The sequence below is a fragment of the Lelliottia nimipressuralis genome (genome assembly GCF_004402045.1).
GTDB lineage: Bacteria > Pseudomonadota > Gammaproteobacteria > Enterobacterales > Enterobacteriaceae > Enterobacter > Enterobacter chinensis.
Genome location: NZ_SOMG01000002.1, coordinates 1 through 21,292 on the forward strand (window position 1 = coordinate 1; position 21,292 = coordinate 21,292).

The 21,292-nt window shown below is 56.7% G+C and carries 23 protein-coding genes; 18 read left to right on the forward strand and 5 right to left on the reverse strand.

Translation table 11 applies throughout. The annotated features are described in order from the left end of the window. Positions 1-274 precede the first annotated feature (274 nt). Entirely contained in the window at positions 275-1,228 is a 954-nt protein-coding gene (locus E3U32_RS00515; RefSeq protein WP_134347272.1) for a nickel/cobalt transporter, read from the forward strand. Between the two features lie 32 nt (positions 1,229-1,260). Here E3U32_RS00515 and proP read toward each other — a convergent pair whose 3' ends face one another. Beyond that, positions 1,261-2,763, reverse strand: coding sequence for a glycine betaine/L-proline transporter ProP (proP, locus tag E3U32_RS00520; RefSeq protein ID WP_134347273.1), 1,503 nt, complete (start codon positions 2,761-2,763; stop codon positions 1,261-1,263). Between the two features lie 648 nt (positions 2,764-3,411). On the opposite strand from proP, the gene kdgT reads away from it, so the two are divergent. After that, positions 3,412-4,404, forward strand: a complete 993-nt coding sequence (gene kdgT, locus E3U32_RS00525) for a 2-keto-3-deoxygluconate transporter (protein WP_134347274.1) — start codon at positions 3,412-3,414, stop codon at positions 4,402-4,404. A 65-nt stretch (positions 4,405-4,469) separates the two neighbouring features. Here the strand turns inward: kdgT and E3U32_RS00530 are convergent, their stop codons facing one another. Together E3U32_RS00530 and crfC are read right to left on the reverse strand one after the other, a co-directional pair. Beyond that, positions 4,470-5,345 carry a diguanylate cyclase regulator RdcB family protein gene (locus tag E3U32_RS00530; protein WP_134347275.1) on the reverse strand — a complete coding sequence of 292 codons (876 nt, stop codon included), beginning with the start codon at positions 5,343-5,345 and terminating at the stop codon, positions 4,470-4,472. After that, a complete protein-coding gene (crfC, locus tag E3U32_RS00535; protein ID WP_134347276.1) occupies positions 5,342-7,696 on the reverse strand; it encodes a clamp-binding protein CrfC in 2,355 nt (784 codons plus the stop codon). Before crfC ends, E3U32_RS00530 begins: the two co-directional genes overlap by 4 nt. A 595-nt stretch (positions 7,697-8,291) precedes the next feature. On the opposite strand from crfC, the gene E3U32_RS00540 reads away from it, so the two are divergent. From E3U32_RS00540 to phnP, 16 genes are all read left to right on the forward strand, one after another. Next, positions 8,292-8,627: a zinc ribbon domain-containing protein YjdM gene (locus E3U32_RS00540; protein WP_134347277.1), complete on the forward strand. Its 336-nt coding sequence runs from the start codon at positions 8,292-8,294 to the stop codon at positions 8,625-8,627. Positions 8,628-8,707: 80 nt separating this feature from the next. Then, entirely contained in the window at positions 8,708-9,151 is a 444-nt protein-coding gene (yjdN, locus tag E3U32_RS00545; protein WP_134347278.1) for a VOC family metalloprotein YjdN, read from the forward strand. A gap of 173 nt (positions 9,152-9,324) precedes the next feature. Then, a complete protein-coding gene (gene phnC, locus E3U32_RS00550; protein WP_134347279.1) occupies positions 9,325-10,113 on the forward strand; it encodes a phosphonate ABC transporter ATP-binding protein in 789 nt (262 codons plus the stop codon). A gap of 24 nt (positions 10,114-10,137) precedes the next feature. After that, positions 10,138-11,154 (forward strand): phosphonate ABC transporter substrate-binding protein, encoded by a 1,017-nt coding sequence (phnD, locus tag E3U32_RS00555; protein ID WP_134347280.1) that lies wholly within the window; start codon positions 10,138-10,140, stop codon positions 11,152-11,154. A gap of 100 nt (positions 11,155-11,254) precedes the next feature. Beyond that, on the forward strand, positions 11,255-12,034 hold the full coding sequence (phnE, locus tag E3U32_RS00560) for a phosphonate ABC transporter, permease protein PhnE (RefSeq protein WP_008500063.1): 780 nt from the start codon (positions 11,255-11,257) through the stop codon (positions 12,032-12,034). A gap of 20 nt (positions 12,035-12,054) precedes the next feature. Continuing rightward, positions 12,055-12,780: a phosphonate metabolism transcriptional regulator PhnF gene (phnF, locus tag E3U32_RS00565; protein WP_134347281.1), complete on the forward strand. Its 726-nt coding sequence runs from the start codon at positions 12,055-12,057 to the stop codon at positions 12,778-12,780. Further along, positions 12,781-13,233: a phosphonate C-P lyase system protein PhnG gene (gene phnG, locus E3U32_RS00570; RefSeq protein ID WP_134347282.1), complete on the forward strand. Its 453-nt coding sequence runs from the start codon at positions 12,781-12,783 to the stop codon at positions 13,231-13,233. It abuts the gene before it with no gap. Next, positions 13,230-13,814 carry a phosphonate C-P lyase system protein PhnH gene (gene phnH / locus E3U32_RS00575; protein ID WP_134347283.1) on the forward strand — a complete coding sequence of 195 codons (585 nt, stop codon included), beginning with the start codon at positions 13,230-13,232 and terminating at the stop codon, positions 13,812-13,814. The genes phnG and phnH overlap by 4 nt, the downstream gene beginning before the upstream one ends. After that, positions 13,814-14,878 (forward strand): carbon-phosphorus lyase complex subunit PhnI, encoded by a 1,065-nt coding sequence (locus tag E3U32_RS00580; protein WP_134347284.1) that lies wholly within the window; start codon positions 13,814-13,816, stop codon positions 14,876-14,878. The genes phnH and E3U32_RS00580 overlap by 1 nt, the downstream gene beginning before the upstream one ends. Further along, complete coding sequence (gene phnJ, locus E3U32_RS00585) at positions 14,871-15,716, forward strand: alpha-D-ribose 1-methylphosphonate 5-phosphate C-P-lyase PhnJ (protein ID WP_134347285.1); 846 nt, start codon at positions 14,871-14,873, stop codon at positions 15,714-15,716. The genes E3U32_RS00580 and phnJ overlap by 8 nt, the downstream gene beginning before the upstream one ends. Beyond that, positions 15,713-16,468: a phosphonate C-P lyase system protein PhnK gene (gene phnK, locus E3U32_RS00590; protein WP_134347286.1), complete on the forward strand. Its 756-nt coding sequence runs from the start codon at positions 15,713-15,715 to the stop codon at positions 16,466-16,468. The genes phnJ and phnK overlap by 4 nt, the downstream gene beginning before the upstream one ends. 85 nt (positions 16,469-16,553) lie before the next feature. Beyond that, entirely contained in the window at positions 16,554-17,234 is a 681-nt protein-coding gene (gene phnL / locus E3U32_RS00595) for a phosphonate C-P lyase system protein PhnL (protein ID WP_134347287.1), read from the forward strand. Further along, on the forward strand, positions 17,231-18,367 hold the full coding sequence (phnM, locus tag E3U32_RS00600; RefSeq protein ID WP_134347288.1) for an alpha-D-ribose 1-methylphosphonate 5-triphosphate diphosphatase: 1,137 nt from the start codon (positions 17,231-17,233) through the stop codon (positions 18,365-18,367). Before phnL ends, phnM begins: the two co-directional genes overlap by 4 nt. Next, positions 18,364-18,915 (forward strand): ribose 1,5-bisphosphokinase, encoded by a 552-nt coding sequence (phnN, locus tag E3U32_RS00605; RefSeq protein ID WP_134347289.1) that lies wholly within the window; start codon positions 18,364-18,366, stop codon positions 18,913-18,915. Before phnM ends, phnN begins: the two co-directional genes overlap by 4 nt. Continuing rightward, the gene (phnO, locus tag E3U32_RS00610) at positions 18,908-19,342 is read left to right on the forward strand and encodes an aminoalkylphosphonate N-acetyltransferase (RefSeq protein ID WP_134347290.1); all 435 of its coding nucleotides are present in this window, start codon (positions 18,908-18,910) and stop codon (positions 19,340-19,342) included. Before phnN ends, phnO begins: the two co-directional genes overlap by 8 nt. Before the next feature lie 9 nt (positions 19,343-19,351). Next, positions 19,352-20,110, forward strand: a complete 759-nt coding sequence (gene phnP / locus E3U32_RS00615; RefSeq protein ID WP_134347291.1) for a phosphonate metabolism protein PhnP — start codon at positions 19,352-19,354, stop codon at positions 20,108-20,110. Positions 20,111-20,162: 52 nt separating this feature from the next. On the opposite strand, the gene yjdP is transcribed toward phnP, so the two are convergent. Both yjdP and E3U32_RS00625 read right to left on the reverse strand, forming a co-directional pair. Continuing rightward, entirely contained in the window at positions 20,163-20,489 is a 327-nt protein-coding gene (yjdP, locus tag E3U32_RS00620; RefSeq protein ID WP_134347292.1) for a DDRRRQL repeat protein YjdP, read from the reverse strand. Positions 20,490-20,558: 69 nt separating this feature from the next. Continuing rightward, the gene (locus tag E3U32_RS00625; protein WP_134347293.1) at positions 20,559-21,191 is read right to left on the reverse strand and encodes a GNAT family N-acetyltransferase; all 633 of its coding nucleotides are present in this window, start codon (positions 21,189-21,191) and stop codon (positions 20,559-20,561) included. Between the last annotated feature and the right edge of the window lie 101 nt (positions 21,192-21,292).

The window sequence follows — 21,292 nt, forward strand, 5'->3', positions numbered from 1 at the left end:
GGATTTTTTCTCTTCAACCGACCCGGTTGTTTGTGAAGTGATTCACATCCGCCGTGTCGATGGAGGCGCATTATAGGGAGTTCTCAGCAGGCCGCAACCGCTAAATGACAGAAAAATGACTGACTGCTGCATTCCACAGCAAAAACCCGCCTTATACCCTTTTATGCACAAAGTTATCCACAATCATGAACGGATCGCGACGCGATCCCACGAATTGAGCGGGAAGATCAACTATACTAGCGGCAAATACTCTCCTCTGTGCAGGCCCACCCTCATGACTACACAACGCCTCGCCCACGACTGGCGTCTCCCTGCAGCAGGGGCGATGCTGCTGGCAATCCTCTTTGCCGGTTTTACCCTGCATACGCACTGGAATGTGTTTATCCAGTGGTGTCTTGCCACACAAATTACGCTGCACCGTTACCTGGTGATGTATCTGCTGCAGCTTAATAACCACCAGTACAGCGGTGGATTATGGCTGTTAACGGGCGCTTTCCTTTATGGCGTTCTTCACGCCATCGGCCCCGGGCACGGAAAGTTCATCGTGACGACCTACCTGACCACTAATAAGGAAAGCGAGCTGGCTGCCCGGGTCGTCCCTTTCCTGGGTAGCCTGATGCAGGGCGTCAGCGCCATTCTGTTTGTCTTTATTCTGGCGGTGGGATTTAACCTCGCCTCAGGGGATATCAGTACCAGCCGCTGGTATGTGGAGAAGATAAGCGCTGTGCTTATTGGCGCATTCGGCGCTTTTGTCATTTATCAGACGCTGAAGAGCCTGCGCCCGCGCAGGATGACTATCTCCGCCATCAAGCCCCTTCATCAACATGAAGAAAATTGTGGCTGCGGCCACCACGGCGTGGGTGCAGACCTGACGCAGAGTGACTGGAAAACGCGTCTGGGCGTCATTCTGGCGATCGGCGCACGCCCTTGCAGCGGGGCGATCATGATCCTGATGTTTTCGAATGCGCTGGGCATTGTTACCTGGGGAGTGGCCGCGGTCATGACCATGTCTCTGGGAACCGCTCTTTCTATTGTGGGGCTTTCACTGGCAGTACGTTACGCCCGTGAGCGCACGGTGACCTGGTTCGGAGAAAGCGCCTCATTAAAATGGCTGGTGCCGGCAGTCAAAATAGCCGGAGGGATAGTCCTGATCCTGTTCGCAACAGTTCTCTTCCTTACGGTGATCCCTGTCAGCGCGAATGGCGACTACATCGCTGCCGGATGCTAATAAAAGAAAACCCGCCAGCGGCGGGTTTTTTATTACTCGTTGATGCGTGGATGCTGGTCCACCAGTCGGGAGCGTTTTTTCTGCAGCTCTTCAATCTCTGCGTCAATATCCTCAATCTTCTGCTCTACGTTATCGTAGTGCTCACGCAGGATCTCTTTCGCTTCCTGGATGTCAGACGCCGCAGGCGTTGCGCCTTTCAGAGGACGATTCGCCGTCTCCTTCATAGTAATCCCCGTAATCAAACCAATCACCGCGATCACCATCAGGTAATAAGCCGGCATCATCAGGTTCTGCGTGCTCTCCACCAGCGAAGCGGCAAGCGTCGGGGTCAGACCGGCAATCAGCACCGAGATGTTAAAGGCCGCGGCCAGCGCGCTGTAGCGAATATGCGTCGGGAACATCGCGGGCAACGTTGAGGCCATCACCCCGATAAAGCAGTTAAGGATCACCGCCAGCATCAGCAGACCGGCAAAAATCAGCCCCAGCACATCACTGTTAATCAGTATGAATGCCGGAATTGCCAGAGCAAACAGCGCAACGCTTCCCAGGATAATGAACGGTCGACGACCAAAACGGTCACTCAACAGGCCCATAATCGGCTGCACAAACAGCATGCCGACCATGATGGCGATAATGATCAGCACACCGTGATCTTCCGAGTAATGCAGGTTATGCGACAGGTAGCTCGGCATGTAGGTCAACAGCATGTAATAGGTCACGTTGGTGGAAATCACCAGACCAATACAGGTCAGCAGGCTGCGCCAGTGTTTGGTCGCAATCTCTTTGAACGACACTTTCGGGCCATCCTGCAGCCCTTCACGATCGCCCTGCTCCAGTTTCTCAACGTGCTGCTGGAACGCAGGCGTCTCTTCCAGAGCATGACGCAGGTACAGGCCGATGATCCCCAGCGGCAGCGCGAGGAAGAACGGAATACGCCAGCCCCATTCCAGGAAGTTATCTTCACCGACCACGGTCGAAATCAGCACCACCACGCCCGCGCCCATGACAAACCCGGCAATCGAGCCGAAGTCCAGCCAGCTTCCCATAAAGCCGCGCTTACGGTCCGGGGAATACTCTGCAACGAAAATCGACGCACCGGTATATTCCCCCCCCACCGAGAAGCCCTGCGCCATCTTACAAATCAGCAGCAGAATCGGTGCCCAAATGCCGATGGTGGCGTAGGACGGGATAAGGCCGATACAGAATGTACTGATCGACATAATGACGATGGTGATGGCAAGGATCTTCTGGCGACCATATTTATCGCCGAGCATACCGAAAAACAGACCGCCCAGCGGACGAATCAGGAAGGGAACAGAGAACGTACCCAGTGCGGCAATCATCTGCAGGCTGGGATCGGCCCCGGGGAAAAACACTTTACCTAACGCATAGGCCACAAAGCCGTAGACACCAAAATCGAACCATTCCATCGCATTACCGAGCGAGGCTGCGGTAATGGCTTTACGCAGTTTTGCGTCATCAATAATGGTGACGTCGCGAAGCGTAATGGGTTTAATCTTTTTCCTTCTTAGCATAGCTATCCTCGTTGACTCGGCCCTGTCTGTTTCACAGTCCAGTTTGCGTTCTGTGAACCATGGGATCCGCTCCATGCGAATCGCCTTATTCAAGCGTAGCAGGTTTACTTACATTGACGTTTTACGTCGATACAACCGAACCTGTTGACGCCTGTCTGGGCAGTTAATGACCTTTTTACCCTACCAGCGTTTATATTTGTGATCAACTTCACACATATTTCTGTGTCTGGTCAACTCAGTCCAGTTTTCGTCAAGGAGTGCCAATAAGTACTTCCTTGCCCCACCTAAAGAACATCCTCACACCCGTCATTATTTCTTTCGTAACAGAAAAACAAACCACGTTAATTCACATCAGATTTACATAAATTTTCAGCATCAGGAACCGGCGCAAAGTTTTACATTGAATATGTGACAAAGATAACTAAAACGATGTTTTATTTTCATTGAATCGCTATTCCAATGATCGCATGATAAATCCGAATAGCGCGTTTTAAGTGCTTTCGAATGAGGTTAATCGAGAGCACATATTTAATTGCGTTGCAGGATTATCGGAAAAAGACCGCAAGCAGCAAGAGCAATTAATTGAATTTATTGACTAATTTTTAACACCTATCACCCGTCCTGCGGGATCCGATGTGAGGTTTGTCTATGAAGATTAAAGCCACGATAGAACGCATACCCGGCGGTATGATGCTGGTTCCGCTGGTGCTAGGCGCCATACTGAATACCCTTGCTCCCGATACCGGGGCTTATTTTGGTGGTTTCACAAAAGGAATGATAACGGGCACGGTTCCCATTCTGGCCGTCTGGTTTTTTTGTATCGGAGCATCCATTAATTTGCGGGCGACGGGTACCGTATTACGGAAATCCGGCACGCTGGTGATAACAAAAATAGCGGTTGCCTGGGCTGTGGCGATGATATGCGCGATGTTCATACCGGAGAATGGAATTCAGAGCGGGTTCTTCGCGGGTTTATCGGTCCTGGCAATTGTCTCGGCGATGGATATGACCAACGGCGGATTATACGCCAGCCTGATGAACCAGTACGGGACGAAGGAAGAGTCCGGTGCATTTGTCCTGATGTCTCTGGAGTCCGGCCCGCTAATGACGATGCTGATCCTGGGATCTGCGGGCCTGGCATCTTTTGAACCCCACCACTTTGTCGGCGCGATCCTGCCCTTCCTGGTCGGTTTCACCCTAGGCAATCTGGATCGCGATCTGCGTGATTTCTTCAGCAAAGCCACGCCGGTGCTGATCCCGTTCTTCGGTTTCGCACTGGGGAACACCATCAACCTGAAGGTCATTCTTGATACTGGTCTGCTGGGTATTGTGCTGGGTGTCGCCGTGATCGTCATCACCGGTATTCCGCTGATTATTGCCGACCGCGTAATAGGAGGAGGAAACGGCACAGCGGGCGTCGCCGCCTCTTCAGCCGCGGGTGCTGCCGTCGCAAACCCGGTGATTATTGCCCAAATTAACCCGGCCTTCGAACCGGTGGCCGCTTCAGCGACGGCACTGGTTGCCGCCAGCGTAATTGTCACCGCGATTCTGGTCCCCATCATCACCGCGCTGTACGCGAAACGCTACGGAAATGCACCCGAGCAGGATTTAAAACAGAAAGCGGTAGAACTTCATCATTAACGCACCGCACCAAACCATCCCCTCTTCCCTACGGGGAGAGGGTTAGGGTGAGGGGGATAAGGGATTCACCCAAAAATCTCTTCCACCATCCCGTCCACCAGCCGTTTTGCCGAACAGAGCCTCGGCATCCCCAGCGCGACGGTCTGCCAGTTTTGCGTCACTGACCAGCTCACCGGATGTTTATCCGCCTGACACCAGTCCCCCAGCCAACCCAGCATGTCCTTATGATCGATCAACCCAGGAGATGCCGGCGTTGTCAGCCACTGGTGATAGAAATGGCGGGTAGCGGGTGATGCATTGATGCCCTGCGCCAGATAGTTTGCCGCCATGCTGCGCAGGTTATCCTTGAGCATGGCCGCCACATCTTCATTCGCGAGGCGACATGCATCGCCAAATGGGCCCCAGCGCAGTTCTTCCAGGACGATAAAACAGCGTCCGGCCAGCGACCAGCCATCATAGTGTCCGGCCCGCCAGCGGGTAAAAATCTGCTCGCTGTGCTCACCCGCCTGCACCGTTAACCCGCGCTGGGTCAGCGCCTTTTCTTTATAAGCTGCACGTTGGGTAAAATGAGAAGCGAGTTCAGCGTACTGCTGCATCAGACCCGGTGACTGCTGCGCGCGCGGGTGAGTCTGCTGGCGCAGCGCAATCAGCTTCTCTGACATCAGCGTCAGCGCGAGATGACCCGGGTCGAGCATGCCGGCCAGTTTTTCCGCCAACCCCAGGCGCAGCGCCGTATTTTCATTGAGCATCCCCGCCATCGCCCAGGGGCGCAGTCGGGTATGGGTCATGATTTCCTGAGTCAGACGCTCACGAAACTGCAGCTGTTGTGGTCCCAGGTGGGGATGACGCGCCGCGTCTACCCCCTGCACCAGATCGACCATAAATTTTGGATTAATACACTCCAGCGTTCGCCCGGGGCCGTCCAGTAGTTGTGTTGTCATGGTTGCTCTGCCGCGAATAGAGTTTGAATATCATCGCGTAACAGTCGGGTATCTTCCTGTATCCACGTCGCAGTAGCGATACTTTGCTTCAACAACTGGCAGAGCGCTCGGGTTGAATGCTCATTCTGTTGACGCACTGCGAGGCTATCACGCAAGCTTTCCTGTAACCCGGCCAGGCACAACGAAAATTCTGCAAAGAACGTTGCCATCCCTGCCGTTACAGAGACATCGACCTGTGCGGACAAAGCTTTACGTATTTGTTCACAAAACTGCTCAATATGTTGCTTAAATTTGTCATGTAGCTGCGCAATGTCGATAACATAGCGCGTGCGCGTTTCCACATAATCATCCCAGCCCCAGCCCGGATTATTGAGCCAGCGAGAGACCGTTTCACGCATGCTGCCCCCGCCAGAGGGCTGGCCAGCCTGGCTGTCATCCTGCGCAATCGCATCGTTAAACAACGCACGCGTATTGAAGTTAAGCTGGCTCGCCTGAAATGCCGGAAAACTGATCCGCGCCCGAAAACCCGCATGGCTCAGATGCTCTTTAATACGCGTTTCAATGGGACGCATGGCTTCGTTCAGGGAACGCGCCAACGTAGACTCCAGCTGATCGAAGCGTAGCGCCAGTTCGCGGGCGATCTTCGTCTGCGCATCCAGCATGATAAGCTCGCAGGAGGAGCGGATTTTACTCAGCGCGATCTGCGCCTGCCCTTCATCGTCCAGAACCAGCTGCTTCGGCGCTTGCGGCTCGTCATCGTGACGATTGAGCCGATCGATGCCTGCCAAATCAAGAATATGGTGCGCACTGAACACATCGCCAATCGCCTGGTGAAGCGCCGTTTTTTGAGACACCATAAAGTCCGCGGTGGCGTTCAACGCCTCCTCAACCTCGTGTTTCACCTCATCGCTCACCACGCTCTGGCGAGTCTGCAGAAGCGCCATGTCCTCTTCCAGACGTGCGATGTTCAGTTCCAGCGCCTCAAAGGCCACCGTCAGCCCCTGATAGCGGAAGTCGAGATACTCACGGGCACTTTGTGCATAGTTGAGCAGCTTATGCGAAGCCGAACGCAGAGCGAATAGCGAGGCATTGGCATAGGCGGCATAAATCAGCTTGCGAATCGGTTGTTCAAAGAGCGAATCTTCCCAGAGCAAATCAGCAGAATGGCGAACATGGTCGATATCGTCCAGGTCCGCCGTACGCCAGCGACGCCCAAGCGCAGCCTCGGCAAAATCCTGCACCCAAGGTTGCTCCTGATGATCCGGTAGTTGCCCGTGCGTATTCATCTCGTAGCGAGCGCGGTTCGCCAGGTAGGCCCACATGGACGAAACGGGGTAGATCTGGCCGGGCGAAATATTGCCTTTCATTAAGGTGCCGGAGATCATCGCCCTGATCTGTTCTTCGTCGTCGCTATTGCGATCTTTCTGATCGAATTTATTAACCAGCGCATACAGCGGCACGGATTTTCCCGCCGCGGAAATAGCCTGACGGACCTCTTCATCCGAAATGGATTTAAGCTGGGTATAATCCATCACTGCCAGTACCGCCGACGCGCGGGATAGCTGCTCGCTGAGCATTTTTTGCAGATGCGGTTGCCCGGCCTCATTGGGCCCGGGAGTGTCGAGCAGCGTCAGCTGCCCGAGATGAGCATCCAGGCCCGCAAGATGCACGAACTCCACTTCAATCACCGGAATGTGTTCGATCGCCGCATATTCAGAGAACGGAAACTCAACGCCGAGCGCCTGGGAGAGCCTCACCAGGTCATTGAGGCTTTTCAGACAATGAAATATCGGCTGCGCCCCCAGGTGATGCTTCTCAAATGCCTCACCTTTTTCAATGCGCTCCAGCAGCGTATTCATGTCTTTATCAATTTCCAGACGCTGAGCCAGCTTTCCGCGATCGTAATCGCACAGTTTTGTCTGTAGCAGTTGGATCAATTCATCAATGGGCGAGGCATGTGAGAAATGGAGCACCGGCTCCTTCTGACCCGGCGTATGGCGAATCAGCGTCGGTAGTGCCGTCATCGGACGATTGCGGTTCGGCAACACTTCGGTCCCCACAATCGCATTAATGGTGGTTGATTTCCCCGCTTTCATTGTGCCAACAATAGCCAGGACCATTTCCAGTCGGGTTATTTTTCGTAATTCATTATTCAGCATCGCCTGCTGCGCTTCGACACCGCGAGCACTAAAATGCAAAGGTAAAACGTTGTTCTTTTCACCCGTTATGGCAACCGCGGTGCTCTCCAGCATTGCAGTCGGCATTGATTTCAACGTATCAAGATTTTGCAGAGCGAGCTGTAACAAACGCTCAGCTTCCTGGCTTAATTCAAAAATGGTCTGTGTGTGCATGATAAAAGACTTTCCTTAACGCAAATTTATTACTTTTATTAAGCCACTGGTATTAATTATGTTGTTCAGGCTTATATGATCACGTGTGGAAAACATGTTCGCCGAAATATAACTGATTGAAGATAATCAGAAATAATTCACTATCCTTGCAAGGCGTGTATAGCTCTTCTTCTGGCCAGATAGCCAAAAGAAAAAAGCGTAGCCCATTTTTAAGAAACTTCAGGATATATCATCATTATTTACCCACCTAAAAAGAGAGGTAATGCGGCACTACCATAAGATATGTATGGCAGCGAAGTCCGGAGATAAATAACAATGTGTCGCTTCACCTTATCCGAAATGGAGGTGCGTAGCAATTTGCTGCAATAAAATATTCGATATATTTCGCGTCATTTCTTCCCACCGTGTTAATGACGTAAGCATCGCTTAACTGACTGACAGGAAGTGTCACTCCCAATACGCTTTTTGCAATTTTTTAACTCACAATATCACCGACAACCATGTGGATTTGCGCTATACTTGCCGCCTTTTTCGGCACACTGCCGTCATTTAGCTGGCACTTTCCAGCGCGTTTACACTTTTTGAGGATACCGATATGCCACTCCCACACTGCCCCAAATGCAATTCTGAATACACCTATGAAGATAATGGCATGTTCATCTGCCCGGAATGCGCTCACGAATGGAATGATGCCGAACCAGCACACGATGCTGATGCACTTGTCGTAAAAGATGCGAACGGCAATCTGCTGGCTGACGGTGACAGCATTACCGTAATTAAAGATCTGAAAGTGAAAGGCAGTTCTTCCATGCTGAAGATTGGCACCAAAGTGAAGAATATCCGTCTGGTTGAAGGCGATCATAATATCGACTGCAAAATTGACGGCTTTGGCCCGATGAAACTGAAATCTGAGTTTGTGAAAAAGAACTGATTGACCTGCCCGGTGGCGCTTCGCTTACTGGGCTTTCGGGAACTACACTTAATGGGCTTTTCTTACGTGAGGTAAAGATTATGCCGTTAAGTCCCTACATCTCTTTCGCCGGTAACTGTGCAGAAGCCACTTCTTTCTACCAGCAAGCCGTCGGCGCAGAGCTTCTCTATAAAATCACCTTCGGCGAAATGCCAAAAAGCGATAACAGCGAGGAAGGCTGTCCGTCCGGTATGCAATTTCCGGATTCGGCTATCGCTCACTCCAATGTCCGCATTGCGGGCAGCGATATCATGATGAGCGACGGACTGCCGCCGGGCAGCAAAGCGCAGTATGCCGGCTTCACGCTGGTGCTCGACACCCAGGACGTGGCAGAAGGCAAACGCTGGTTCGACAACCTTGCCGCAGGCGGCAATGTCGAAATGGCCTGGCAGGAGACCTTCTGGGCACACGGTTTCGGTAAAGTTACCGACAAATACGGCGTGCCGTGGATGATTAACGTCGTTAAGCAACACCAAACGTCGTAGGCCGGATAAGCGCAGCGCAGCCGGCAACAGCGCCCGGTGGCGCTGCGCTGACCGGGCCTACGGTGACTGTCATCGCTTTCACTTCAACTCTTCAAACTCCCGCAACCTGCACTTAACCCAAATGTCATATTGATGCGCCAGCATGGGGCCACATTTATCGTGAGGCCCAGCACATGCAAACTGTCATCCGCGTCGAGAAACTGAGCAAGACCTTTCATCACAACAAGGCGTTGCATGCCGTTGATCTCACCGTGCGGCAGGGTGAAATGGTGGCTCTGCTGGGGCCATCCGGTTCAGGTAAATCCACCCTTCTGCGCCATTTGAGCGGGCTTATCACCAGCGATAAAACGCCGCAAAGCAACGTCGAGCTGCTGGGCAATACGGTGCAGCGCGCAGGGCGTCTGGCGGGCGATATCCGCAAGAGCCGCGCCCAGACGGGCTACATCTTCCAGCAGTTCAACCTGGTGAACCGCCTGACGGTGCTGGAGAACGTGCTGATTGGCGCGCTCGGCAGTACCCCGTTCTGGCGCACCTGTCTTCGCTGGTTCTCTCCTTCTCAGAAGCAGGAAGCTTTACAGGCGCTGACCCGCGTCGGTATGGCACATTTCGCCCACCAGCGCGTGTCCACCCTGTCTGGTGGACAACAGCAGCGCGTCGCCATTGCCCGCGCTCTGATGCAGAAAGCGCAAATCATTCTCGCTGACGAACCCATCGCCTCGCTGGACCCGGAGTCCGCCCGCATTGTGATGGAGACCCTGCACGACATTAACCAGAACGACGGCATCACCGTGGTGGTTACGCTGCATCAGGTGGATTACGCCCTGCGCTACTGCGAACGCATCGTCGCCCTGCGTCAGGGACACGTGTTCTTTGATGGCGCGAGCCATCAGTTTGATAACGACCGTTTTGACCATCTCTACCGCAGCATTAACCGCGTCGAAGAGAACGCGCAGGCTGCTTAATTAAACCCGATCCGAGGAAAGTACATGAGCTACAAAGCCGTTGCCGCGCTGGCCTTTACCAGCATGTTCAGCATCAGCACCCTGTTAAGCCCAGCGTATGCGGAAGAGCAGGAAAAAGCGCTGAACTTCGGCATTATTTCGACGGAATCACAGCAGAACCTGAAACCTCAGTGGGAACCGTTCCTGAAAGATATGGAAACCAAACTGGGGATCAAAGTGAACGCCTTCTTCGCCCCGGACTACGCGGGCATTATCCAGGGGATGCGCTTTAATAAAGTGGATATCGCCTGGTACGGCAACCTCTCCGCCATGGAAGCAGTGGACCGCGCGAACGGCCAGGTCTTTGCCCAGACCGTCGCGGCAGATGGCTCCCCGGGCTACTGGAGCGTGCTGATCGTGAACAAAGACAGCCCGATCAACACCCTCAATGACATGCTTGCCAAACGCAAAGAACTGACCTTTGGCAACGGCGATCCAAACTCTACCTCTGGTTACCTTGTCCCTGGCTACTACGTCTTCGCCAAAAACAACGCCTCCGCCAGCGAATTCAAACGCACGGTGAACGCCAGCCACGAAACCAATGCCCTGGCCGTGGCCAACAAGCAGGTGGATGTCGCCACCAACAACACCGAAAACCTCGACAAGCTGAAGACCTCAGCACCGGACAAGCTGAAAGAGATCAAGGTCATCTGGAAATCACCGCTGATCCCCGGCGACCCGATTGTGTGGCGTAAAAACCTGTCTGAAAGCACCAAGGACAAGGTGTACGACTTCTTTATGACCTACGGCAAAACGCCGGAAGAGAAAGCGGTTCTGGCACGTCTGGGCTGGGCACCGTTCCGTCCGTCAAGCGACCTGCAGCTGGTGCCGATTCGCCAGCTGGCGCTGTTTAAAGAGATGCAGGGCGTGAAGGATAACAAAGGGCTGAAAGACGAGGAGAAGACCAGCAAAGTGGCCACCATTCAGGCCCAGCTGGAAGACCTTGATCGTCTGACCGCCGCGCTCGGCGCGATGACCAGCGTGAATAAAGCGGTGCAGTAACTCTTCGCCCGGTGGCGCTGCGCTTACCGGGCCTACGGTACGGATTGTAGGCCGGATAAGCGTAGCGCCATCCGGCAAACCAGGACCCACGGAGTAACATATGCAAACCATTACCCTCCCGCCGCCGAAGCGCAGCTGGTTCTCGCTAATAAGCTGGGCCATCCTGCTGGCGGTGCTGGTTATCTCGTGGAAAGGCGCGGAAATGGACCCGCTGCTGCTCTTCAAAGACGCGGGCAACATGGCGACCTTCGCCGCCGATTTCTTCCCGCCGGACTTCAGCCAGTGGCAGGACTACCTCAGCGAAATGGCGGTCACCCTGCAAATCGCCGTCTGGGGTACCGCGCTTGCCGTCATTCTCTCTATTCCATTTGGCCTGATGAGCGCCGAAAACATCGTGCCATGGTGGGTATACCAGCCCATGCGTCGCCTGATGGACGCCTGTCGCGCTATCAACGAAATGGTGTTTGCGATGCTGTTCGTGGTGGCCGTCGGCCTCGGTCCGTTCGCGGGTGTGATGGCGCTGTTCATTCACACCACCGGCGTGCTCTCCAAGCTGCTCTCGGAGGCGGTTGAAGCCATCGAGCCCGGCCCGGTGGAAGGCATCCGCGCCACGGGTGCCAACAAAATCGAAGAGATCCTCTACGGCGTTTTGCCGCAGGTGATGCCGCTGCTGATCTCCTACTCCCTGTACCGCTTTGAATCCAACGTCCGCTCCGCCACCGTCGTCGGCATGGTCGGCGCAGGCGGGATTGGCGTCACCCTGTGGGAAGCGATTCGCGGTTTCCAGTTCCAGCAAACCTGCGCCCTGATGGTGCTCATCATCGTCACCGTCAGCCTGCTGGATTTCCTCTCTCAACGTTTGCGTAAGCACTTCATCTGAGAAGCGAGGCTTTGTTTTATATGCACTTATCCAGACATCCGACCAGTTACCCCACCCGCTGGCAAGAAATTGCGGCAAAGCTCGAAGTGGAACTGCGCACGCACTACCGCTGCGGAGACTACCTGCCAGCAGAACAACAGCTTGCTGACCGCTACGAAGTGAACCGCCACACCCTGCGCCGCGCCATTGACCAGCTGGTCGAGCGCGGCTGGGTGCAGCGCCGCCAGGGCGTGGGCGTCCTGGTGCTGATGCGCCCGTTCGACTACCCGCTAAACGCCCAGGCGCGCTTTAGCCAGAACCTGCTGGACCAGGGCAGCCACCCGACCAGTGAAAAACTGCTCTCGGTATTGCGTCCGGCCTCCAGCCATGTGGCGGACGCGCTGGGCATTCAGGAAGGCGATAACGTCATCCATCTGCGCACGTTGCGCCGGGTCAACGGCGTCGCGGTCTGTCAGATAGACCACTACTTCGCGGACCTCGCCCTCTGGCCGGTGCTGCAGCATTTCTCCAGCGGCTCGCTGCATGATTTTCTTCAGGGTGCGACAGGCATTGCGCTTAAGCGTACCCAGACGCGCATCAGCGCCCGCCGGGCGCAGGCAAAAGAGAGCAAGGTGCTGGAAATCCCCAACATGGCTCCGCTGCTCTGCGTGCGCACGCTCAACCACCGTGACGGTGAGGTCAATGCGACGGAATACTCCGTCAGCCTGACCCGCGCCGACATGATCGAATTCACCATGGAGCACTGAATGCACTTCGACACCGCCACCCGACAGCGCTGGATGCGCGTACTTGCTCACAGTCAGCCCGCTGCGCTGTCTGCCCGCATGAACGCCCTTAGCCTGGCGCCCGATTACGACACCCTCCGCCCCCCGGAGATCGGCCTCGTTCAGATCCAGGCGCGCATGGGCGGTACCGGCGAGCGCTTCTTCGCCGGAGATGCCACCCTCACCCGCGCAGCGATCCGCCTGAACAGCGGCACGCTGGGTTACAGCTACGTGCTGGGGCGCGATAAAGCGCACGCCGAGCGCTGCGCGGTGATCGACGCGCTTTTACAGGAACAATCGCATTTCCAGACCCTGATGGAAACCCTTATTGCCCCGCTGGAAGCTGACCGCGCCGCACGAATTGCCGCACGTCAGGCCGAAGTGAATACCAGCCGGGTCGACTTCTTTACGCTCGTTCGCGGAGACAACGTATGACGCTTCAACCTGCTTTTACCCTGGCCGTCCAGGATGCCCAACACAGTTTTCGTCGCCTGCTGAAAGCCATGAGCGAGCCGGGTGTGATCGTCTCGCTGCACCAGCTCTCTCAGGGCTGGCTGCCGTTAAATCTGGCCACCACCAGCGTACTGCTGACCCTGGCCGACAACGACACCCCTGTGTGGCTTTCGGGCGCACTGTCGAACGATATCGCCAGCCAGAACCTGCGTTTTCACACCAGCGCCCCGCTGGTTGAGCAACCCCGGCAGGCCGTCTTTGCCGTGGCCGACGAACAAATCAGCCACGAGCAGCTCAACGCCCTGAGCGAGGGCAGCGCAGTGGCTCCGGAGACCAGCGCCACCTTGATTTTGCAGGTTTCAAGCCTGAGCGGTGGCCGCATGCTGCGCCTGACCGGTGCGGGCATTGCGGATGAACGCATGGTCGCGCCGCAGCTGCCAGAGTGCATCATTCATGAGCTGACCGAGCGTCCGCACCCGTTCCCGCTGGGCATTGACCTGATCCTGACCTGCGGCGAGCGCCTGCTGGCAATCCCTCGGACCACCCACGTGGAGGTGTGCTGATGTACGTTGCCGTCAAAGGGGGCGAAAAGGCCATCGCCGCCGCCCATGCGCTACAGGCGCACAGACGACGGGGCGATGAATGGCTTCCTGAGCTGAACGTCGCCCAGATTGAGCAGCAGCTAAACCTCGCCGTCGATCGGGTGATGACCGAGGGCGGTATCGCCGACCGTGAACTGGCGGCGCTGGCCCTGAAGCAGGCCAGCGGCGATAACGTGGAAGCCATCTTTCTGCTGCGCGCCTACCGCACCACGCTTGCCAAACTGGCGGTGAGCGAGCCGGTCAATACGGCGGAGATGCGCCTGGAGCGTCGCATTTCAGCGGTGTACAAAGATATTCCCGGCGGCCAATTGCTTGGCCCCACCTATGACTACACCCATCGCCTGCTGGATTTCACTCTGCTGGCGAACGGCGAAACGCCGCCGCTCAGCACCTCTGACGCCGAACAAGAGTCGTCTCCCCACGTCTTCAGCCTGCTGGCGAAACAGGGTCTGGCGAAGGCGGAAGAGGACTCAGGCGCGCAGCCGGATGATATCACCCATACGCCGCCGGTTTACCCGTGCTCGCGATCGTCGCGCCTGCAGCAGCTGATGCGCGGCGACGAAGGCTATCTGCTGGCGCTGGCCTACTCCACCCAGCGCGGCTACGGGCGCAACCACCCGTTTGCGGCTGAGATTCGTAGCGGCTATATCGACGTTGAAATCGTGCCGGAAGAGCTGGGTTTTGCGGTGAACGTCGGCGAACTGCTGATGACCGAGTGTGAAATGGTCAACGGTTTCGTCGCACCAGAAGACGAGGCTCCGCACTTTACCCGCGGCTACGGGCTGGTGTTTGGCCTCGGCGAGCGCAAAGCCATGGCAATGGCGCTGGTCGACCGCGCCCTGCAGGCACCGGACTACGGCGAACACATTGCAGGCCCGGCGCAGGACGAAGAGTTTGTGCTGGCCCACGCGGACAACGTAGAAGCGGCGGGTTTCGTCTCGCACCTCAAGCTGCCGCACTACGTTGATTTCCAGGCCGAACTGGAACTGCTGAAACGCCTGCAACGGGAGCGTAAACATGGCTAACTTAAGCGGCTACAACTTTGCCTATCTGGATGAGCAAACCAAACGCATGATCCGCCGCGCCATACTCAAAGCGGTCGCCATTCCGGGTTATCAGGTGCCGTTCGGCGGCCGCGAAATGCCGATGCCTTACGGCTGGGGTACCGGCGGTATCCAGCTCACCGCCAGCGTGATCGGCGAAGCAGACGTGCTGAAAGTGATCGACCAGGGCGCGGACGACACCACCAACGCCGTGTCGATCCGCAACTTCTTTCAGCGCGTAACGGGCGTTAATACCACCGAAAAAACCGAAGATGCGACGCTGATCCAGACCCGTCACCGCATTCCGGAAACCCCGCTCACCGAAGATCAGATTTTGATTTTCCAGGTGCCGATCCCGGAGCCGCTGCGCTTTATCGAGCCGCGCGAAACGGAAACCCGCACCATGCACGCCCTGGAAGAGTACGGCGTGATGCAGGTGAAGCTGTATGAGGATATCGCCCGCTTCGGCCATATCGCCACCACCTACGCCTACCCGGTGAAGGTGAACGGGCGCTACGTCATGGACCCGTCGCCGATCCCGAAGTTCGACAACCCGAAAATGGACATGATGCCCGCCCTGCAGCTGTTTGGCGCCGGGCGCGAAAAACGCATCTACGCCGTCCCGCCTTACACCCGGGTGGAGAGCCTGGATTTCGACGATCACCCGTTTACGGTGCAGGAGTGGGACGAGCCGTGCGCCATCTGCGGTTCGAAGCATAGCTATCTCGATGAAGTGGTGCTGGATGACACGGGCAAACGGATGTTTGTCTGCTCCGACACCGATTATTGCCGCCAACAGAGCGAGGCGAACAGCCAATGAAACCGCTGCTTTCGGTTAATCACCTGACTCACCTTTATGCGCCGGGCAAAGGCTTCAGCGACGTGTCGTTCGAACTCTGGCCGGGGGAAGTGCTGGGCATTGTCGGCGAGTCCGGCTCCGGCAAAACCACGCTGCTGAAGTCCATCTCCGCGCGCCTGACGCCGCAAAATGGCGACATTTTGTATAACGGCGTGTCGCTGTATGGCATGAGCGAAGCCGAACGCCGCCGCCTGCTGCGCACCGAGTGGGGCGTGGTGCATCAGCACCCGATGGACGGCCTGCGCCGTCAGGTCTCGGCGGGAGGCAACATCGGCGAGCGGCTGATGGCGACCGGCGCACGCCACTACGGCAACATCCGCGCCACGGCGCAGCACTGGCTGGAGGAAGTTGAAATCCCCGCGTCACGCATCGATGACCTGCCCACCACCTTCTCCGGCGGCATGCAGCAGCGCCTGCAGATTGCCCGCAATCTGGTCACTCACCCGAAGCTGGTGTTTATGGATGAACCCACCGGCGGGCTGGATGTGTCCGTGCAGGCGCGCCTGCTCGACCTGCTGCGCGGCCTGGTGGTGGAACTGAACCTGGCGGTGGTGATTGTCACCCATGATTTAGGCGTTGCGCGCCTGCTGGCGGACCGTCTGCTGGTGATGAAGCAGGGTCAGGTGGTGGAAAGTGGGTTAACCGACCGCGTGCTCGACGATCCCCACCATCCATATACCCAGCTGCTGGTGTCGTCCGTGCTGCAGAATTGAGTGCGCCACCCGGCAAAACGAACACCGTACCTTGTAGGCCGGGTAAGCGAAGCGCCACCCGGCATGACCCCCTCGCGAGGCCAACATGATCCACGTTGAAAATGTCAGTAAAACCTTCGTGCTCCACCAGCAAAATGGCGTGCGCCTGCCGGTGCTGCAAAATGCCTCTCTGAAGGTCAGCAGCGGCGAATGCGTGGTGCTGCACGGCCATTCCGGCAGCGGGAAATCCACCCTGCTGCGCTCCCTGTATGCCAACTACCTGCCTGACGAAGGACACATCCATATTCGCCACGGCGATGAGTGGGTAGACCTGGTTCAGGCCCCCGCGCGAAAGGTGCTGGACGTGCGCCGCTCGACGATCGGCTGGGTGAGCCAGTTTCTGCGGGTGATCCCGCGGATCTCCGCCCTGGACGTGGTCATGCAGCCGCTGCTGGATCTCGGCGTACCGCGTGAAGCCTGCGCCGCCAAAGCCGCCAGCCTGCTGACGCACCTCAACGTGCCCGAGCGCCTGTGGCATCTCGCTCCGTCGACCTTTTCCGGCGGCGAGCAGCAGCGCGTCAACATCGCCCGCGGCTTTATCGTCGACTACCCGATTTTACTTCTGGATGAACCCACTGCCTCGCTCGACGGTAAAAACAGCGCGGCGGTGGTGGAGTTGATCGAACAGGCCAAAGCGCGCGGCGCGGCGATCGTCGGGATCTTCCACGACGAAAGCGTTCGCACCCGCGTCGCGGACAGACTGCACCCGATGGGGACAAACGCATGATTATCAATAACGTCAAGCTGGTGCTGGAAAACGAAGTCGTTGATGGCTCGATTGAAGTCCGGGACGGCGTCATCCGCGCATTTGCCGAAACCCAAAGCCGTACCCCTGAAGCGATGGACGGTGAAGGCGGCTGGCTGCTGCCGGGGCTGATTGAGCTGCATACCGATAATCTGGACAAATTTTTCACGCCTCGCCCGAAGGTGGACTGGCCCGCGCATTCGGCCATGAGCAGCCACGACGCGCTGATGGTTGCCAGCGGCATCACTACCGTGCTGGACGCGGTGGCGATTGGCGACGTGCGCGACGGCGGCGATCGGCTGGAAAACCTGGAGAAGATGATCAACGCCGTGGAAGAGACGCAAAAATGCGGCCTCAACCGCGCCGAGCACCGTCTGCATCTGCGCTGCGAGCTGCCGCACCACACCACCCTGCCGCTGTTTGAAAAGCTGGTCGGCCGCGAGCCGGTCTCGCTGGTTTCCCTGATGGACCATTCACCGGGGCAGCGCCAGTTCGCCAATATTGAGAAGTATCGCGAATACTATCAGGGCAAATATTCTCTCAACGATGCGGAGATGGCCCGTTACGAAGAAGAACAGCTAGCGCTCGCGGCGCGGTGGTCGCAGCCGAACCGCCTCGCCATTGCCGCCCTCTGCCGCGATCGCAATATTGCGCTAGCCAGCCACGACGACGCCACGCACGATCATGTGCTCGAATCCCATCAGCTTGGCAGCGTGATCGCGGAATTTCCCACCACGTTTGAAGCCGCCGAAGCCTCGCGCAAGCACGGCATGAACGTGCTGATGGGCGCACCAAATATCGTTCGCGGTGGCTCGCACTCCGGCAACGTGGCGGCAAGCAAACTCGCCTCACTTGGCCTGCTGGATATCCTCTCGTCCGACTACTACCCTGCCAGCCTGCTGGACGCGGCGTTCCGGGTGGCGAACGACGAGGGCAACCGCTTCACCTTGCCGCAGGCCATTCGCCTGGTGACGAAAAACCCGGCCTCGGCGCTTAATCTGCAGGATCGCGGCGAGATAGCTGAGGGTAAACGTGCGGATCTGGTGCTGGCCCACCGCAAGGGCGAGCACGTTCATATCGACCACGTCTGGCGTCAGGGAAAACGGGTGTTCTGATGGGAAGACTCATCTGGTTAATGGGGCCGTCCGGCTCCGGTAAGGACAGCCTGCTGTCCACCTTACGACAGCGGGAACACCCGCAGCTGCTGGTCGCGCATCGCTATATTACCCGCGCGGCCAACGCCGGGAGTGAAAACCATATCGCCCTGAGCGAGCAGGAGTTTTTCACCCGTGCCGGGCAAAACCTGCTGGCGCTGAGCTGGCACGCCAACGGCTACTACTACGGGATCGGCATTGAGATTGACCTGTGGCTGCATGCGGGGTTCGACGTGCTGGTCAACGGCTCACGCGCGCATCTGCCACAAGCGCGCGCCCGCTACGAGGCGGCCCTGCTGCCGGTCTGTCTGCAGGTTTCGCCGGACGTCCTGCGCAGCCGCCTGCTGAACCGGGGCCGTGAATCCGCCCGCGAGATAGACCAGCGGCTTGAGCGTGCGGCCCGCTATACCCCTTCAGACTGTCACATCCTCAATAACGACGGAAGTTTGCTACAGTCAGTCGATACCTTTTTATCGCTTATCCGTCAGAAGGAGAACCAGCATGCCTGACTGCACGCTTCGCCCCGCCACCGCAGACGATGCGCAAATCGTTTACGCGTTAATCTGCGAGTTAAAGCAGGCCGAGTTCGATCGCCAGGCGTTTCACGCGGGCTATCTTGCCAATCTGCAGGATCGCAACATGCGCTACCAGCTTGCAGAAATGGACGGGCAGGCCATCGGCATGATCGGCCTGCACCTGCAGTTTCATCTCCATCACGCGCGCTGGATCGGCGAGATCCAGGAGCTGGTAGTGATGCCGCAGGCGCGCGGGTTGAAGGTGGGTAGCCAGTTGCTGGCCTGGGCGGAAGGGGTGGCACGAGAGGCTGGCGCAGAGCTGACCGAACTCTCCACCAGCGTCAAGCGCACCGACGCACACCGTTTTTACGTTCGTGAAGGGTATACGCAGAGCCATTTTCGATTCACCAAACCACTGTAGAGGTGTGCGATGAGTCTGACGATTACGTTAACGGGAACAGGTGGTGCCCAGCTGGTTCCTGTCTTTGGCTGCGACTGTGCGGCGTGTCGCCGGGCGCGCCTGCAGGATAACTATCGCCGTCGCCCGTGCAGCGCGGTGGTTAAATTCAACGACGCCGTCACCCTGCTGGATGCCGGTATTCCGCACCTGATGGATGACTGGCCTGCGGGCAGCTTCCAGCAGTTTTTACTCACCCACTATCATATGGATCACGTTCAGGGGCTGTTTCCCCTGCGCTGGGGCGTGGGCGCGACCATTCCGGTCTACGGTCCACCGGATGAAGCAGGCTGTGACGACCTGTTCAAACACCCGGGGATCCTCGATTTCAGCCACACGGTCGAACCGTTTGTGATGTTTGAACTTCAGGGCTTGCGGGTCACGCCGCTGCCGCTCAACCATTCGAAACTGACCTTCGGATATTTGCTGGAATCGGCCCACAGCCGCGTGGCCTGGCTTTCCGACACCGCCGGGCTGCCAGAAAAAACGGTGAAGTTCCTGCTCAACAACCAGCCGCAGGCGATGATTATCGACTGCAGTCACGAACCGCGCGACGAGACGCCGCGAAACCATTGCGACTTAAATACCGTGATGGCGTTAAACAAGGTGATTGGCTGCCCTCAGGTGATCCTGACGCACATCAGCCATCAGTTTGACGTGTGGATGATGGATAACCCGCTGCCGCAGGGCGTTGAAGCAGGGTATGACGGGATGGTGTTGGTGCTGGATTAGGTTTTCTCCCTCTCCCGTGGGAGAGGGCTGGGGTGAGGGCAACAGGCCGCACTTAGCCTCGATCGTAATCGTCTTCTAACCGCCGCTCATCCTCTTCTAACCGACGGCGATCGTCATCTAACTGACGCTGACGCTCGTCTAAACGGCGGCGTCTGTCTTCGAGCTGCCGACGACGATCGTCGTACTGTCGACTGTCGATTTGGCGGCTGCGGTCATAACGATCGTCACTATCATCGCTGCTGCGGCTGCTGCTGGGGTTATAGGCATCGTTGATTGCCTGCTGAATGTTGCCAATAGCATCATCAACAATATCGGCATGAGCCAGCTGGCTGGTGAGTGACAGCAGACCAAATAACAGAGCAGTTGAGTAACGTTTCATAAGGCCAGACTCGCAGGTGAACTGGCCTTACGATAATGAACGGTTGAGGACTGGGGTAGCGGAGGAATCTCAAATTCTGTAACGAGCGGGGTCTTCCATGAGTTGATTCGCACGTTGTTTATTTTCTGCAACCAATACGATGCCATAGCATTTTTGGTCCGGCGAATGGCTCCAGATACGATCCTCGGGAATACAGCCTCCATCATAGATAACCTTGCTCCCATCATACGGCCAAAATGCGCCCTGCTCGGTATCGAGAACAAAGACAGCTATCTGATCAGACTCGCGGGCAATTTTCTGCCAGAGCATCTTCCCGCCTTCATATTGCTCAAAATCGCTGACAAGCGTCACGCCGCAGTGTAAGACCAGGGCTTCATACAGCCGAGTTGCCAGCCCCTTGTCACGCTCAGCAGGATCAACGCAGATACCTTCTACCTGAATAAGGTTGGCATCTTCCCAACAGCGCTCGACGGCAATGATGTCTTCACCCAAATGCGCTTTTCGTTGTAAATCCAGGGCAGCAACAACCCGATGCCGTGGCACCCCATCGAAGGTTTCGATATCCGCTTCAATAATCGCAGCTCTTGGCGTCAGACTATCAAAAATGACGTGTAGCACTCGCCCGGAGAGTTCAAACTCATCAACGAGTTTAAACGATCTGGCAACTGTGCTCGGGCTATATGTTGTAGGCATCACGATCATATGTGAGTCCCCTCTTGTGAGTACCGGCATAATTCCCTTTATATCCCAATCTGCCAAATTTTGCGCAGCTTAGCATCACCGGCTTTAACGATGCTCTTGAT

What these genes read in the sequence shown, in the direction of transcription:
- yjdP (WP_134347292.1), bottom strand. Translation starts at nt 20,489, where the DNA reads ATGAAACGTTACTCAACTGCTCTGTTATTTGGTCTGCTGTCACTCACC.
- phnP (WP_134347291.1), top strand. Translation starts at nt 19,352, where the DNA reads ATGAGTCTGACGATTACGTTAACGGGAACAGGTGGTGCCCAGCTGGTT.
- E3U32_RS00625 (WP_134347293.1), bottom strand. Translation starts at nt 21,191, where the DNA reads ATGATCGTGATGCCTACAACATATAGCCCGAGCACAGTTGCCAGATCG.
- yjdN (WP_134347278.1), top strand. Translation starts at nt 8,708, where the DNA reads ATGCCGTTAAGTCCCTACATCTCTTTCGCCGGTAACTGTGCAGAAGCC.
- crfC (WP_134347276.1), bottom strand. Translation starts at nt 7,696, where the DNA reads ATGCACACACAGACCATTTTTGAATTAAGCCAGGAAGCTGAGCGTTTG.
- phnG (WP_134347282.1), top strand. Translation starts at nt 12,781, where the DNA reads ATGCACTTCGACACCGCCACCCGACAGCGCTGGATGCGCGTACTTGCT.
- E3U32_RS00540 (WP_134347277.1), top strand. Translation starts at nt 8,292, where the DNA reads ATGCCACTCCCACACTGCCCCAAATGCAATTCTGAATACACCTATGAA.
- phnH (WP_134347283.1), top strand. Translation starts at nt 13,230, where the DNA reads ATGACGCTTCAACCTGCTTTTACCCTGGCCGTCCAGGATGCCCAACAC.
- phnC (WP_134347279.1), top strand. Translation starts at nt 9,325, where the DNA reads ATGCAAACTGTCATCCGCGTCGAGAAACTGAGCAAGACCTTTCATCAC.
- E3U32_RS00530 (WP_134347275.1), bottom strand. Translation starts at nt 5,345, where the DNA reads ATGACAACACAACTACTGGACGGCCCCGGGCGAACGCTGGAGTGTATT.
- phnL (WP_134347287.1), top strand. Translation starts at nt 16,554, where the DNA reads ATGATCCACGTTGAAAATGTCAGTAAAACCTTCGTGCTCCACCAGCAA.
- E3U32_RS00580 (WP_134347284.1), top strand. Translation starts at nt 13,814, where the DNA reads ATGTACGTTGCCGTCAAAGGGGGCGAAAAGGCCATCGCCGCCGCCCAT.
- phnD (WP_134347280.1), top strand. Translation starts at nt 10,138, where the DNA reads ATGAGCTACAAAGCCGTTGCCGCGCTGGCCTTTACCAGCATGTTCAGC.
- phnJ (WP_134347285.1), top strand. Translation starts at nt 14,871, where the DNA reads ATGGCTAACTTAAGCGGCTACAACTTTGCCTATCTGGATGAGCAAACC.
- kdgT (WP_134347274.1), top strand. Translation starts at nt 3,412, where the DNA reads ATGAAGATTAAAGCCACGATAGAACGCATACCCGGCGGTATGATGCTG.
- phnK (WP_134347286.1), top strand. Translation starts at nt 15,713, where the DNA reads ATGAAACCGCTGCTTTCGGTTAATCACCTGACTCACCTTTATGCGCCG.
- phnM (WP_134347288.1), top strand. Translation starts at nt 17,231, where the DNA reads ATGATTATCAATAACGTCAAGCTGGTGCTGGAAAACGAAGTCGTTGAT.
- phnF (WP_134347281.1), top strand. Translation starts at nt 12,055, where the DNA reads ATGCACTTATCCAGACATCCGACCAGTTACCCCACCCGCTGGCAAGAA.
- E3U32_RS00515 (WP_134347272.1), top strand. Translation starts at nt 275, where the DNA reads ATGACTACACAACGCCTCGCCCACGACTGGCGTCTCCCTGCAGCAGGG.
- phnO (WP_134347290.1), top strand. Translation starts at nt 18,908, where the DNA reads ATGCCTGACTGCACGCTTCGCCCCGCCACCGCAGACGATGCGCAAATC.
- proP (WP_134347273.1), bottom strand. Translation starts at nt 2,763, where the DNA reads ATGCTAAGAAGGAAAAAGATTAAACCCATTACGCTTCGCGACGTCACC.
- phnE (WP_008500063.1), top strand. Translation starts at nt 11,255, where the DNA reads ATGCAAACCATTACCCTCCCGCCGCCGAAGCGCAGCTGGTTCTCGCTA.